The organism is Fredinandcohnia quinoae (genome assembly GCF_022427965.1).
Classification (GTDB): domain Bacteria; phylum Bacillota; class Bacilli; order Bacillales; family Bacillaceae_L; genus Ferdinandcohnia; species Ferdinandcohnia quinoae.
On sequence record NZ_JAKTTI010000014.1, the window covers coordinates 40,906 to 55,417 of the forward strand.

At 37.6% G+C, this 14,512-nt stretch carries 14 protein-coding genes and 1 tRNA gene; 4 read left to right on the top strand and 11 right to left on the bottom strand.

Annotation, left to right across the window (positions count from 1 at the left end):
• Positions 1-47 precede the first annotated feature (47 nt).
• The gene (locus MJG50_RS10515) at positions 48-227 is read left to right on the top strand and encodes a hypothetical protein (RefSeq protein WP_240255533.1); all 180 of its coding nucleotides are present in this window, start codon (positions 48-50) and stop codon (positions 225-227) included.
• Positions 228-261: 34 nt separating this feature from the next.
• On the top strand, positions 262-885 hold the full coding sequence (locus MJG50_RS10520; protein ID WP_240255535.1) for a DUF4352 domain-containing protein: 624 nt from the start codon (positions 262-264) through the stop codon (positions 883-885).
• 69 nt (positions 886-954) lie between these two features.
• On the opposite strand, the gene MJG50_RS10525 is transcribed toward MJG50_RS10520, so the two are convergent.
• Positions 955-1,026 (bottom strand) — tRNA-Arg (locus MJG50_RS10525).
• A 226-nt stretch (positions 1,027-1,252) separates the two neighbouring features.
• Here MJG50_RS10525 and clpP point away from each other — a divergent pair.
• Positions 1,253-1,840: an ATP-dependent Clp endopeptidase proteolytic subunit ClpP gene (gene clpP / locus MJG50_RS10530; RefSeq protein WP_240255537.1), complete on the top strand. Its 588-nt coding sequence runs from the start codon at positions 1,253-1,255 to the stop codon at positions 1,838-1,840.
• 40 nt (positions 1,841-1,880) lie between these two features.
• On the opposite strand, the gene MJG50_RS10535 is transcribed toward clpP, so the two are convergent.
• The 9 genes from MJG50_RS10535 to MJG50_RS22325 form a co-directional block, all read right to left on the bottom strand.
• Positions 1,881-2,138, bottom strand: coding sequence for an HPr family phosphocarrier protein (locus MJG50_RS10535; protein WP_240255539.1), 258 nt, complete (start codon positions 2,136-2,138; stop codon positions 1,881-1,883).
• A gap of 180 nt (positions 2,139-2,318) precedes the next feature.
• Entirely contained in the window at positions 2,319-3,260 is a 942-nt protein-coding gene (gene whiA, locus MJG50_RS10540) for a DNA-binding protein WhiA (RefSeq protein WP_240255541.1), read from the bottom strand.
• Between the two features lie 28 nt (positions 3,261-3,288).
• Entirely contained in the window at positions 3,289-4,254 is a 966-nt protein-coding gene (locus MJG50_RS10545) for a gluconeogenesis factor YvcK family protein (protein WP_240255543.1), read from the bottom strand.
• A complete protein-coding gene (gene rapZ / locus MJG50_RS10550) occupies positions 4,251-5,144 on the bottom strand; it encodes an RNase adapter RapZ (protein WP_240255545.1) in 894 nt (297 codons plus the stop codon). The genes MJG50_RS10545 and rapZ overlap by 4 nt, the downstream gene beginning before the upstream one ends.
• Before the next feature lie 12 nt (positions 5,145-5,156).
• Positions 5,157-5,615, bottom strand: coding sequence for an NUDIX hydrolase (locus tag MJG50_RS10555; RefSeq protein WP_240255547.1), 459 nt, complete (start codon positions 5,613-5,615; stop codon positions 5,157-5,159).
• Positions 5,616-6,033: 418 nt separating this feature from the next.
• Complete coding sequence (locus MJG50_RS10560) at positions 6,034-7,449, bottom strand: NAD-dependent succinate-semialdehyde dehydrogenase (protein WP_240255614.1); 1,416 nt, start codon at positions 7,447-7,449, stop codon at positions 6,034-6,036.
• 213 nt (positions 7,450-7,662) lie between these two features.
• On the bottom strand, positions 7,663-9,009 hold the full coding sequence (gabT, locus tag MJG50_RS10565) for a 4-aminobutyrate--2-oxoglutarate transaminase (RefSeq protein ID WP_240255616.1): 1,347 nt from the start codon (positions 9,007-9,009) through the stop codon (positions 7,663-7,665).
• A 114-nt stretch (positions 9,010-9,123) separates the two neighbouring features.
• Positions 9,124-11,262, bottom strand: coding sequence for a sigma 54-interacting transcriptional regulator (locus MJG50_RS10570; RefSeq protein ID WP_240255549.1), 2,139 nt, complete (start codon positions 11,260-11,262; stop codon positions 9,124-9,126).
• Positions 11,263-11,599: 337 nt separating this feature from the next.
• Positions 11,600-11,851 carry a biotin/lipoyl attachment domain-containing protein gene (locus MJG50_RS22325; RefSeq protein WP_240255550.1) on the bottom strand — a complete coding sequence of 84 codons (252 nt, stop codon included), beginning with the start codon at positions 11,849-11,851 and terminating at the stop codon, positions 11,600-11,602.
• A 170-nt stretch (positions 11,852-12,021) separates the two neighbouring features.
• On the opposite strand from MJG50_RS22325, the gene speB reads away from it, so the two are divergent.
• Positions 12,022-12,963, top strand: coding sequence for an agmatinase (gene speB / locus MJG50_RS10580; protein ID WP_240255552.1), 942 nt, complete (start codon positions 12,022-12,024; stop codon positions 12,961-12,963).
• 161 nt (positions 12,964-13,124) lie between these two features.
• Here the strand turns inward: speB and MJG50_RS10585 are convergent, their stop codons facing one another.
• Entirely contained in the window at positions 13,125-14,504 is a 1,380-nt protein-coding gene (locus tag MJG50_RS10585; protein WP_240255554.1) for a putrescine aminotransferase, read from the bottom strand.
• Positions 14,505-14,512 lie beyond the last annotated feature (8 nt).

Below are 14,512 nucleotides of genomic sequence, written 5' to 3' on the forward strand. Positions count from 1 at the left end.
ATATAAATTACCATTTGATTGAAATCTACATATAAGAGGTGAGTAATGTGAAAAAAGACGAAATTAAATACACGGGGCCGCTTACGGGGACACTTAGTGAAGCAAAGGAAAAGGCAAATTCTTCAGAGGAATATTCACAGGAGTTTGAAGCTATACAGCAAATGTGGAGCGTTAACCCGGTAGATGAAAGTGTTTATGATGGGACATTAGGGTATAAGGATAATTAATCTTAATGGAGCTTAAATTATGGGGGGAATGAAGATGGCAAATGATAAAATAAAAAAACCGTTTTATAAAAGATGGTGGTTTTGGCTTATTGTGATTATTATCATTATTGCGTTAGCAACTGGCGGTGGTGATGATGAAAAAGTAGAGCAGAAAAATGATGATGTAGTTACAGATAATAATAATAATAATGATAATGATAAAACTAAAGAGGAACCTAAAGAAGAAGAAAAAAAGGCATTCGGTATTGGTGAGGAAGTAAAAGTCGGAGATATGGTTTATACCATAAACAAAAAAACAACTGCCGATCAGGTTGGACCATCCGCTCTCCCTGAAAAGGCAACTGGTAAATTTATCGTTCTTGATGTAACACTTAAAAACAATGGAAATGAAGCAGTTACTGTTGATTCGAGCTTTTTTAAATTATTGCGCGGTGAAAAAACATATGAGTCAGACTCGATGGCGAGTATGTCTGCAAACCAAGGGGAGAATGGAACAATTGAAAACAGTTTCTTGCTCCAAGAATTAAATCCTGACTCAGTACTTTCAGGAAGGGTAGTGTTCGATGTCGCCCCAGAAGTTGCAGATGCGACTGATTTACAAGTACAAGTTCAAACTGGACTTTTTGGTACTGAAACTGAAGTCATAAATCTCCAATAAAGTATTAAAAAAACCAATATCCCCGTATATAATGGGGATATTGGTTTTTTCATTAATCGAATTTATTAACGCCCTCGGCAGGATTTGAACCCACGATAAGAGAACCGGAATCTCTTGTGCTATCCACTACACTACGAGGGCATGGTCAAAATTGAATGCATTTATCATTATATGTGAGAAAACTACTGAATGCAAGAGCTTATTATGTTTAAAATCATTAAAAAAGGGTATGATGTTTAGGTGGTAACGTACATAATCATTGCTTAAATATAATATATTTTAAGCAGAGTGTTTTTGTTTGACCTTTATTGACCTTAATTGTATGATAAATACTAGGTAATCAATTCGTATTAAGGAGGAACATAGAATGAATTTAATCCCTACAGTAATTGAACAAACAAATCGCGGTGAGCGCGCATACGATATTTACTCACGTCTGTTAAAAGACCGTATTATTATGCTAGGCAGCGCAATTGATGATAACGTAGCAAACTCAATCGTTTCCCAATTATTATTTTTAGCAGCTGAAGATCCAGAAAAGGATATTTCTTTATACATTAATAGCCCAGGAGGATCGATCACAGCTGGAATGGCGATTTACGATACGATGCAATTCATCAAACCTAAAGTTTCTACAATTTGTATTGGTATGGCTGCATCAATGGGAGCTTTCCTTCTAGCAGCTGGTGAAAAAGGAAAACGATTTGCTTTACCGAATAGTGAAGTAATGATTCACCAACCACTTGGTGGTGCTCAAGGTCAAGCTACTGAGATTGAAATTGCAGCAAAACGTATTCTTTTCTTACGTGATAAGCTCAACAAAATTTTGGCTGACCGTACAGGTCAACCATTAGAGGTTATTGAACGCGACACTGATCGTGATAATTTCATGACAGCTGAAAAAGCACTTGAATATGGATTAATTGACAAAGTAATGACACCACAAGATAAATAAAATAATAAAACCTCTCACTTAAATGAGTGAGAGGTTTTTATTATGACTCTTTTTGGACGAATGTAGCCAGTGCTTCAACTGCTTCCTTTTCATCATGGCCTTCTGCTATTAGGTTAACTAATGAACCTGAACTTAAAGCTAAGCTCATTAATCCCATGATGCTCTTTGCATTCACTTTTTTTCCATCCTTCTCTAAAAATATATCCGCTGCAAATCGATTTGCTTCCTGTACAAATAATGCGGCTGGACGTGCTTGCAATCCGGTTTTCAATACGATTTCAACCTGTTTCTCAACCATGTTATTTCCTCCTCAATTGACTTTTTGTTTAAATAATTATGATAGCGCTTTTAAAGAAAACACGCCGATTGGCAAGCCTTTAGGCGAAGACAGAGGCGCTAGTTGCACTTATTCGGATAAGAAAGTTATGCTTCCTTATCCGTTAAAAGATTCGATAGTGAGTTGTATAAACTCACACTATTAGTGATTAATTTGACCGGCTCTAATTTTATCGGCGATTTCATCGATTTTTCGCAGGCGATGATTAATTCCCGACTTACTTATCTTTCCTGTTGTAACCATTTCTCCTAATTCCTTTAATGTTACATCTTGATAGGCAACCCTTAGTTCAGCTATTTCACGAAGCTTTACTGGTAAAATACTCAGTCCCACTGTTTCTTCAATGAACCGAATATTCTCCACCTGTCTAATTGAAGCTCCAATCGTTTTATTCAAATTTGCAGTTTCGCAATTTACTAACCGATTGACTGAATTTCTCATATCTCGAACAATTCTAACATCTTCAAAACGAAGTAATGCATTATGAGCACCGATTACGTTAAGAAATTCAGTTATTTTTTCGGCTTCCTTTAAATATGTGATATGGCCTTTTTTTCGCTCTAACGTTTTCGCATTCAGATCAAATACGTTCATTAATTCACAAAGAGAATCATTATGTTCCTTATAGAGTGAAAAAATTTCAAGATGATACGAGGAGGTTTCTGGATTATTAACTGATCCCCCTGCTAGAAATGCCCCACGTAAATAGGAACGCTTGCAACACTTTTTACTAATCAATTCTGGAGAAATTTCTTGGCGCAGTGAAAATCCTTCAAAAATCTTTAAATCTTCTAATATAGCCTTTGCTTCCTCAATTAATCGGACAATATATACATTGTTTTTTTTCAAGCGCATTTTTTTTCGTACTAAAAGCTCTACACCAACATCATAGCCTTTTTTCAATAAAGTATATATTCTTCTAGCAATCGCAGCATTTTCCGTTTGGATATCCACAACTATTTTTTGATTAGAGAAGGAAAGTGCGCCATTCATACGAATCAAAGCGGATAGCTCTGCTTTTGCACAACAATCCTTCACTTGTAAATTCGTTAATTCTTTCTTCGTCTCAGATGCAAATGACACAATTTCACCCCCGTTTAGAAACTAACAACTATTTATCTTGAACAAGTATATCATATAACAAGGATGCAACTTTGTTAGTATCGTGTCTTATTACATTGCCTTCATAAGAAATAATCTTATCATTGATAATTTTCAGACCTAGTGCAGATAGCTTTTCTGTGTCATAAAAGACAGGCTGAGCAAGCTCTTCTGCATACTTTTCTTGAATATGTTCAGGTATTTCTTCATCATTGACTAAGATTGTATCGATAAAGCTTTCACCCATATGATCATATAATGCTTTCACATGATCACTAGCAGTAAAATTCAATGTCTCCCCTGCTTGAGTCATCACATTACAGATATAGATTTTCTTCGCTTTTGCACGAAGAACCTCTTCACCAATTTTAGGTACAAGGAGATTTGGTAAAATACTTGTAAACAAGCTACCTGGCCCAATGATGATCATATCTGCTTCACGTATTGTGGTTAGCGTTTCGTTTAATGGTTCTATATGATCAGGTGTTAAAAATACACGTTTTATTTTTTTACCTGAATATGGAATTTTAGATTCACCAGTAATGACTGTTCCGTCTTCCATTTCTGCATGTAAAATAACACTTCGATTAGAAGCCGGGAGCACTTTCCCTCTTACATTTAACACCTTACTCATTTCACCAATTGCGTGAACAAAATCACCGGTTATTGTTGTCATTGCAGCTAAAATTAAATTCCCAAGTGAATGACCTGACAAGCCATTTCCACCTGCAAATCGATGCTGAAATAAATCTTCTATTAAAGGCTCTACATCTGATAGAGCAGCTAACACATTTCGTATATCTCCTGGTGGTGGAATATCCATCTCATCCCGCAGACGTCCAGAGCTACCTCCATCGTCTGCTACTGTTACAATCGCAGTAATATCAACTGGTTGATATTTCAATCCTCGCAAAAGCACTGAGAGCCCTGTGCCTCCACCAATGATGACAATCTTAGGTTGTGTTGGATTGGTCATTTACTTCTTTCCTTTCTCCTCTCGATATCACGGTGGGATACATGTGTCTCATATTCTTTTTCGAAATAATGTGCGAAGTATTCAGCAAGTGTTACTGAACGATGCTGACCACCAGTACAACCAATTGCAATTACGAGTTGGCTCTTCCCTTCTCGCTTGTATTGTGGAAGCATAAAAGAGAGGAGGTCAGTTACTTTTTCAATAAACTTCTGTGTCTCAGTCCATTTTAATACATATGATGATACATCTTCATCTAACCCTGTTTTTGGTCTCATCGTATCGATATAATGCGGGTTTGGAAGAAAGCGTACATCAAAAACTAAATCTGCATCAATCGGTAGCCCATATTTAAATCCAAATGACATAACATTTACGGAAAAAGTCGGTCTCGATTGAGAAGAGAATTGTTTTAATATTTTCTCGCGAAGCTCACGTGGCTTTAAATCTGATGTATCATAAATATACTGTGCTCTTCCTTTTAACTCATCTAATATTTCTCTTTCATTTTTTATTCCCTCAAGCGGTGAGCCTGTCGGAGCTAAAGGATGTGAACGTCTTGTTTCCTTATATCTTGTAACGAGAGTCGTATCTTTAGCGTCAAGGAACAAAATTTGTGGTGAAATCCAAGATTTCTCAGACAAATCATCCAGAGCTTCAAATAAGCTTTCAAAAAACTCACGACCTCGTAAATCCATCACAAGCGCTACCTTATTCATCTTTCCTCCGGATTCTTTCATTAGTTCCAAAAACTTAGGAAGTAAAGTTGGAGGTAAATTATCTACACAGAAAAAACCTAAATCCTCAAAACTCTGGATCGCGACTGTTTTCCCTGCCCCTGACATACCTGTTATAATCACTAATTGAATTTCACTCGTGGAACCTATACTCATCTATTGACCTCCTCAACTCGGATCTAAGCGATACGCTAATAATTCAAAATTGGGTGTATATGTAAATGTACCATAGATAACCCCAGACCCTTTTAGCACATAGTCTAAAATATGATAGTCGCCAGGAGCCATTGGTAAAGACGCAACTTCATGCTGTTCATGCCAAGTGAGGATTCCTTCTTCACATTCATCTACATTCTCACCTTCGAATTCGGTTGCTAGAAAGGTGAACATCATCCATTCAGACGTAACTTTATCGCCTTCTTTAATATTTATCGTAAATATCCCTTTTATGTTAGGATTTTTTAAATAAATGCCCGTTTCTTCACGGTATTCGCGGATGCATGCTTCTCTTATTGATTCACCGGTCTCCATCTTTCCACCAGGTGCCACCCACCAACCTCGGCGTGGTTTTTGCAATAATAAAACCTTGTTATCCTTAAGCAAGACGCAGTTTGAAATTCTCTGCACGATTACTTCACCTCAAGTCTATTCGATCAAAAAGAGAATACCAAAAAGGCATCGGAAATTCAGGTACCTTAATAGCCTCTTTTTGAATATAATCTAAACCTATTTTGTAAGCATCCACATTTATATTATTATACTATTTCTTACAGATAGTCACAACGAACAAGATTTGTATTATTTATTATGTATTGTCTAAATCATTAAAAGCTAAAAAAAGGGGGCACAGGAATGGTCCTGTGCCCAAACAAAATCTATTTTATAAAAGGGGGTCAATTACTACTTTCATAATACTAGAAAAATATTTCATCCGTGTTACAGGAGAGTTAAAAGCAAATTACGAATACATTTATAAACTTTACATGATTGTCACAATAGCTATGTGAAAAGTCTGTAGTGAAAAAGAAATACTTTAATACAGTCTTTAAAAAGCGATTGAAATGTACTTCACCTCAACATATTCATCAATTCCGTAATGACCACCCTCACGACCAAGGCCACTTTCTTTAAAGCCGCCGAATGGGGCCTGGGCAACCGACGGAAGTCCATCATTGAGTCCGACGATTCCATATTCCAGTTGTTCACTTATTCGGATTGCACGACCAATATTTTCAGTGAATACATAAGCAGCTAATCCGTATTGTGAATGATTTGCACGTTCGATGACTTCTTCCTCTGTTTTGAATGTCGTAACAGGTGCAAGTGGTCCAAACGTTTCCTCATGCATACACATCATTTCATCTGTTACACTCGAAATGATTGTTGGTTCAAAATAATATCCTCCACCAGTTGATGTACGTTTCCCCCCTTGGATCAGTTTTGCACCTTTGTCTAAAGCATCATTTACATGTTCTTCTACTTTTTCAAGAGCATTCTCATCGATAAGTGGCCCCACATCAATACCTTCCTCTATGCCATTGCCTACTTTTAAATTGTTCACGGCACTTTGAAACTTTTCATTGAACTGGTCAACAATGGATTCATGAACATAAATTCGGTTTGTACAAATACAAGTTTGACCCGCATTTCTGAATTTCGAACCAATTACCCCTTCGATCGCTTTATCAAGGTCAGCATCATCCATTACGATAAATGGCGCATGGCCTCCAAGTTCAAGGGAAATCTTCTTAACGGTATCTGCAGCACCCTTCATTAATAATTTGCCAATCTCTGTTGACCCTGTAAATGTAATTTTGCGAACTCGTGGATCTTCAAGCCAAGCATCCCCTATTGCACGGGCATTCCCCGTGACTACATTAATGACCCCATCGGGAATTCCCGCTTCGCCTGCAAGCTCAGCTAATCTAAGTGCTGTTAATGGTGTTTGTGAAGCTGGTTTAACAACTGCAGTACATCCGGCAGCAAGTGCCGGCCCTACTTTTCTAGTGATCATTGCAGCCGGAAAATTCCAAGGTGTAATCGCAGCAATCACTCCAACTGGTTGTTTTTGAACAAGTATTCTTTTATTTGGATGTGAGGCTGGGATTGTTTCTCCATAGATGCGCTTTCCTTCCTCCGCATACCATGAAATAAAGCTATTCGCATAATTGATTTCCCCAATTGCTTCTTTTAGTGGTTTCCCTTGTTCCTCAGTCATGATTCGTCCGAGCTCTTCCTTATGTTCATCAATAAGTTGAAACCATTTCATAAGGTATAGGCTACGTTCATTTGCGGTTTTTGAAGACCAGGCTTTGAACGCCGCATGAGCAGCATCGACTGCTTTTTTCGCCTCTGATGCACCACCTTTCGGCACGGATGCGATTACCTTATTCGTCGCTGGATTGATGACCTCAATCATTTCTTTTGAGTCACTTTCTACATGTAGTCCGTTAATATACATTAAATGTGTTGGCATTATGATAATAACCTCCTCATATTGACTTCGTAATTGGTTAAATGCACGTTAATCTGATTAAATGCACAATTCAATTGATAATTGCATGTTAATCCGGATTTATGCACGTTAAAATAATGATTTGCACGATAAACGGGTTATTTGCTCGATAGCACGATTAAATGCATGTTAGCTTCAGAAACCAAATAACCACACCTGTTAATTTCGCGTAACACTAGTCACGGTCCCGATTGATTGCTCCAAAATTGCCAATCCTTCCTCAAGCTGTTCATCCGTAATCACCAATGGCATTAATAGTCGAAGCACATTTCCATATACACCCGCACTAAGTAGGAGAAGTCCCCTACGATTCGCCTCTTTAATAATATCATTTGTTAGCCCTTTTGCTGGTTCCTTTGATTCGCGATCAGTAACTATTTCCATTGCACACATTGCACCAAGACCACGTATTTCTCCGATACACTCAAATTTATCATATAGTTCCACAAATTTTTTCATGACAACTTTACCAATTTCTTCGGCACGATCATTTAAATTTTCTTCTTTTATAATATCAAGAACAGCTAGAGCTGCTCGACACCCTAGCGGACTTCCGCTATAAGTACCTCCAAGTTCACCCGGCTCTGCAACATCCATGACATCACTTCGACCAATTACACCACTTATCGGCATTCCAGCACCTAATGATTTTGAAACAGTTATTAAATCTGGAATAATCTCAAAATGATCAACTGCAAAATAACGACCAGTTCTAGCAAACCCCGTTTGGATCTCATCAGCAACAAACAGGATGCCATGCTCTTTACAAATTTGATAGACTCCTTGAACAAAACGCTTCCCAGGGATGATGAATCCTCCTTCCCCTTGAACTGGTTCCATGACGACAGCTGCAATTGTTTCAGGAGCCACCTCTGTAATTAGAAAGTTTCTGAACTCCTCGAGCACATACTCCTCATACTGTTCGACCGATAATCCTACAGGCCTACGATAATTGTACGGATATGGTGCTTTATAGATTTCAGGGGCAAATGGTCCAAACTCATATTTATATGGCTTGACCTTACTTGTCATTGTCATCGTAAGTAATGTTCGACCATGGAACCCTTTCGAAAAAGAGATAACCCCTTGTCGCTTCGTATATTTACGGGCGATTTTCACCGCATTTTCAACTGCTTCTGCTCCACTATTTTGGAGAAGTACTTTTTTAGAATGGTCTCCAGGTGCTAGCTCTGCTAGTTTTTCGGCTAATTCAATATATGATTCATACATCATAATATTAAAACCAGTATGGATGAACTGATCTACTTGTTCATGCAATGCTTTTTTTACCTTTGGATGACAATGGCCAACATTAATCGTGCCGATTGCTCCAACAAAATCGATAAAGCGATTCCCATCTACATCTGTTACGAGTGCTCCCTCAGCTGCTTGAACAAATGCTGGTATCCCGTAACTAACTCCTTTTGGTACAATTTGATGTCTTCTTTCTAATAGATTCTTTGATTTTTCTCCTGGCAAACTTGTCTTAATTGATGCATACCCCATCATCACTCATCCCCCCTGTGCTTATGCTTAACATATGTAATGCAATATTTATGCCAAAAGAGGGGGAGAAAGAATAAAAACTACCGGTTGTATATACCCAGTAGTTTCATATTTTTAATGAAGGAAGACATTTTCATTACTCACTTGTAAATCAGCTAAAATTCTTTGGTATTTTCGACTGACTGAAGATTGGCTGATTCCTAAAGCTTTTGCTGCTTTTGTCGTTGTTTTATATTGTTTCATTGCTAATAAAATCAGTTGCTCCTCAACTGAGTCTAATGCTTCTTGGAGAGGTAAAATTCTTGTGACAATTGGTTTTGATTTCTTTGAATCATTGCCAAGCAGTAGAAAACGATTCACAAATTCAGCATCAATGACTTCATCATCTGCAGAAACAATTAGGCGTTCAATCATATTTTGTAATTCCCTAATATTTCCTGGCCATGAATATACTTCTAATAAATTGAGTGCATCAGGAGTTAAGTGGAAGTTTTTATCATAGCGTTCATTCATTTGTTGGACAAAGTGGAATGCTAATAAAGGAATATCTTCGGGTCTGTCTCGTAGAGGTGGTACTTGGATTGGAATGACATTCAAACGGTAAAAGAGATCTTCACGGAATTCACGCCTCTCTACCATTTTTTCTAAATTCTTATTTGTTGCTGCAATAATTTGGACATTTATCTTAATCGGTTTAGTGCTTCCAATTGGAATTACCTCTTGTTCCTGGAGAACACGTAAAAGCTTCACTTGAAGATGGAGTGGCATTTCTCCGATTTCATCAAGGAATAACACTCCTTCATTTGCTTGTTTAAAATAGCCATCCTTTCCATTCCGGTCAGCACCTGTAAAGGCTCCTTTACTGTAACCAAATAATTCACTTTCAAGTAAAGTTTCAGGAATTGCCCCACAGTTTAATTTAAGAAATGGCTTCTTTGATCGCTTCCCTAGCTGATGAATTGCCTGTGCAATAACTTCCTTCCCAACTCCTGATTCACCATAGATCAAAACTGTAGAGGAGAAATCTGCGATTTTTTTTACTTGTGTCATAATCTGTTCCATCTTCGTACTACAGTAGATGAGCTTTTTATAAAAAAGGTCTTTTGTTTTAATCGTGTCTAATTCTCGTTTATATTGATCAGTCATTTCCTTCATATGTCTTAGTTCTTTTTTTAATTTTGATGTTTCGGTAATATCCCTTGAAGCAATGATAATTCTTGAAAGAACACCATCCTCGTTAAAAACTGGCTTTCCAACAGCTAATATCTTTTTACCTGATTTCGTTTCTTGAACAACCGATACTTTTTTCTTTTGTTCTAAAACAAGTCTGGTCACAGATGGACTAAATAAACCTTGACGTTCCAAATCGATAATATTTTTCCCTAAAAGACTCTTTAACTCCACACCCCAAAATTGGGAAATTTCTGTATCACTATAACGAATAAGCTCTCCCTTTTCATTCACAACAAGAATTTCATCATAAATACTTGTAAGTATTGCATTTAAATCATTATTAAGGTCCTTAATATATTCAATTTCATTTGCCATCTCTTCGACCATTGGTAAATCTTGAACAATTATGACCATCCCATCCACAGTATGGTTATGAGTGAAAATTGGACTATAATCAACTAACACCCCCATATTCCCTGTTATTTGCAGTTGATTCAGAACGGTTGATCCTGTTTGATAAACACTTTCAATATGTTCCTTTCTAAAAATTTCTTCCGCCTTTGTATATAAGATATTCTCGGAACTATTTTTAATCATTTTTAAACCAGATTCGTTGTAGGATACAATTTTTTTATCCCGATCAACAACAAATATCCCCATCGGAATTGATGTTAAAATCACTTTTAGTAGGTCAATGTTTTGATCGCCCTTTCTAAATAACTCAGCCAAAACATCTTCTCTTGGAATATAACCAAAGAGTTCACCATTTTCATTATTTACTAATGAGAAGGGTTCACCAATAATTTGAAAAATTGCCGGAAGGGATATATTTTTATGAAAATATGAAACATTATCTAATGGAATTATCTCATCTATAAGACTCTCAATTGATGGTATTTGATTTTTCCCTTTTGAAAGTATATTTTTAATGGGAACATATCCTTCAATTTGATTTTTTCTTTTAATAAATAGATAAGGCTCTTGGATTTCATTATGTAAAAGCGATTCTCGCTTGTTTTCAAGTTGTTCAATCTCAATGACAATTAATGGCTTAATCTTATTTGGATCTATTGAAAACATTAAATGCAATCCCCCTTTATCAAATGCGCCTTGGCGTATTTGCGCCCAGATTTTTTCGAGCTTGCTCGAAAAGCTTCCTTTAAAAATCTGAGGCATCCGCCGGAGGCTTTAACTTTATTCAGTCGGGATTTGAACCCCACTGAATCGGAAACTGATTTGCATTCATCTCACCACTTATAGAAGTGGGAGGCTTCTGCTGAATAAAGTTAATACTCTTATTATATCATTAAATAACGGAATATTTTAATAAGTCGAAAAACATTACCCACCTGTCGAAAAAGCTTATTTAATAGCAAAAAAAAGAGAAGATGAACATTTACATCCTCTCACTTCTTTACTAGTCAGCACCAATTAGTATGGAATCCTCCCGTAAATATGCTAATACCATTCCTGGAATGACCTCATCACCTTCCTGTACCTCAATCGATTGAACCCTACCACTTATACCGATCGCAATAGTTTTATTTTCTCCTTCCAAGCTTTGAATAATGAATAATGGCTCCCATTCAGTAATCAAAGAATCCTCTTGTATCGGAATTGCTTTTATTTTGCCATGATATGGGCTAGTAACAATCTCATCGTATTCCACTCATTCACTTCCTTTCAGACTTTATTTACAGGTTATATTTGCAAATTCTGTGCCAGAAATTAATTTTGTGCTTATTCAGTGAGGGATCGTACTCTTTCTTAAACGGTTTTTGGCATATTTATTGCATTTTCATTAATAGATAAATTGATTTTTAGTGGAGGTTTGATTTGATGCAATATCCTTTATCCCCTGATGTAAAGCCGGAATTTTGTACGACAGGAACATTTATGAGATTACCAGCTAGCCGTGAAAATGCTAAACTCGCAATATTAGGGATGCCATTTGATACGGCCGCTTCTTTCCGTGTTGGAGCAAGATTCGCCCCACAAGCGATTCGCCAAGCATCCATGACATTATTCCCCTACCATCCTATTAATAAGGTTTATCCATTTGATGATACAAATGCGATTGATATTGGGGATGTGTCAGTTATTCCACATAATATTCATCGGAGCTATGAACGGATGGAAGCTGCAGTGTTAGATTTAATGAAGGGTGGCATTATTCCAATTGGACTTGGTGGTGATCATTCAATTACACTAGCAAATCTTCGTGCAGCTGCCAAGGTGTATGGGCCTGTTGCCTTAATTCATTTTGATTCCCATACAGACACTTGGGATACATATTATGAGGAAAAGTATTGGCATGGTTCTCCCTTTATTCGCGCATATGAGGAGGGCTTGTTACAGCCTGACAAAGTATTTCAAATCGGGATTCGAGGCACTTTGAATCATCCAGGTGATATTGATTCAAGCCACAAGCTTGGCTATCAGGTGATAACCACCCAAGACCTTAAGAGACGTGGCTATTCCGATGTCATTCAAGAAATGAAGAAAACGATTAGAGATGCCCCTTGTTTCTTAAGCTTTGATATTGATTTCGTTGATCCTTCCTTTGCACCTGGTACGGGCACTCTCGAAGTTGGAGGATTTACAAGTTTTGAGACACTGGAGATTATTCGAGCTTTGCCTAATTTTAATTTTATTGGATTTGATTTAGTTGAAGTACTGCCTCCTTATGACCCTACACAAATTACATCACTACTAGCAGCAACCATTGTGCATGATTTTGCCAGTTTAGTAGCAATGAGGCTACGTCAAACAAGCGGCTAAGGTTCAATTCCTTAACGCTTTTTTTGTTTCATATTATTCAATCGTGAATAAGTTTTGCACCTGTGCATAACAATGGTGACTTCCGATACCATTGTGGATATGTTGGTAATTCTGTGTGCATGAAAAAGCGGTGGAGTACTATTCTCCACCGCTTATCCACATTAGTTAGTATTTAATTTTTCCAGCACAAGTTTAAATGTTTCTACCACCTTATCGACTTCCTCAATACTTATTGTTAATGGCGGCTCAATCCTGAACGTTTTTGAGTTTACTAAAGTTCCTGCGACTAATACCCCGTTATCGAATAGACCTTTAGAAACTTCATAGCCGATTTCATCTGTATGGAATTCGACTCCAATAAGAAGTCCTTTTCCTCGAATTTCTAATACTTGTTCAGGAAAATTCTCAGCGACATTTCTAAGTTTTCCTAGTAAGTATTCACCGACCTCAGCTGAGCGCTCTGGAAGTTTTTCTTCAATTAATACATTGATGGTCGCAATGGCTGCCGCACATGCTAATGGATTTCCACCAAAGGTTGTCGTATGCATGAAGGGATTAGGGAATAGACTTCTAAATACCTCCTCAGTCGCAACAACCGCTCCTGCTGGCATAATTCCTCCTCCGAAGGCTTTTGCCAAACAGAGAATATCTGGAACAACATCATAGCCATCTGCCGCAAACATGGTACCAGTCCTCCCCATACCCGTTTGGACTTCATCAAAAATAAGGAGTGCCCCAAATTCATCACAAAGCGCACGTACTTCTTTTAAATAACCATCAGGTGGAAGCATAACCCCACCCTCTCCTTGGATTGGTTCTAGAATAACCGCATTGACATCCTCTCCAACGAGTGCACACGATCCAAACGTTTTTCTCATCATCTCAATATCCCCAAATGGGATATGGCGGAAGCCTTGAATCATTGGAAGAAACGGCTTTCTAAATACTCCTTTTGCTGTTGCTGAAAGGGAGCCAAGACTTTTTCCGTGAAAAGCCCTTGTCGTAGCGATAAATGTTGTGCGATCACTATACATTTTCGCTAGTTTCAATGCAGCTTCTATACTCTCTGTACCGCTATTGACAAAAAATGAATATTTCAAATCACCAGGAGTAATTTCTGCTAAAATTTTCGCAAGCATTGCTCGTAATGGATCAAGCAAATCTTGACTATGAAGGGCTTGGCGACTTAATTGGTCTGTCACTGCCTTCATCACCTTCGGATTGCGATGCCCAACATTATAGATTCCGAATCCACCAAGACAATCGATATATTCCTTGCCGTTTACATCTTTAAAGCAAGAGCCAGAGTCCGACCACTCTACTGCTGCAAATTGTTTGTCTTTGGTAACGGATTTACGATAATCCAGGAACCCAGGATTAACATGTTCACGGAAACCATCGACAGTTTCACGAGTAATCCACTCGGCATCCTCTTTTGTAATTTCGTCCTTTTCAATCATCGATAAAACTTTTTTAATATATTCATTGACCCCTGTATAATCCTTTTTATCCAAATCCTTATTTGTCGTCTCTACACTCATTTTCTCGC

What these genes read in the sequence shown, in the direction of transcription:
- MJG50_RS10520 (WP_240255535.1), top strand. Translation starts at nt 262, where the DNA reads ATGGCAAATGATAAAATAAAAAAACCGTTTTATAAAAGATGGTGGTTT.
- MJG50_RS10585 (WP_240255554.1), bottom strand. Translation starts at nt 14,504, where the DNA reads ATGAGTGTAGAGACGACAAATAAGGATTTGGATAAAAAGGATTATACA.
- clpP (WP_240255537.1), top strand. Translation starts at nt 1,253, where the DNA reads ATGAATTTAATCCCTACAGTAATTGAACAAACAAATCGCGGTGAGCGC.
- gabT (WP_240255616.1), bottom strand. Translation starts at nt 9,009, where the DNA reads ATGGGGTATGCATCAATTAAGACAAGTTTGCCAGGAGAAAAATCAAAG.
- MJG50_RS10560 (WP_240255614.1), bottom strand. Translation starts at nt 7,449, where the DNA reads ATGTATATTAACGGACTACATGTAGAAAGTGACTCAAAAGAAATGATT.
- MJG50_RS10545 (WP_240255543.1), bottom strand. Translation starts at nt 4,254, where the DNA reads ATGACCAATCCAACACAACCTAAGATTGTCATCATTGGTGGAGGCACA.
- MJG50_RS10570 (WP_240255549.1), bottom strand. Translation starts at nt 11,262, where the DNA reads ATGTTTTCAATAGATCCAAATAAGATTAAGCCATTAATTGTCATTGAG.
- rapZ (WP_240255545.1), bottom strand. Translation starts at nt 5,144, where the DNA reads ATGAGTATAGGTTCCACGAGTGAAATTCAATTAGTGATTATAACAGGT.
- MJG50_RS10535 (WP_240255539.1), bottom strand. Translation starts at nt 2,138, where the DNA reads ATGGTTGAGAAACAGGTTGAAATCGTATTGAAAACCGGATTGCAAGCA.
- speB (WP_240255552.1), top strand. Translation starts at nt 12,022, where the DNA reads ATGCAATATCCTTTATCCCCTGATGTAAAGCCGGAATTTTGTACGACA.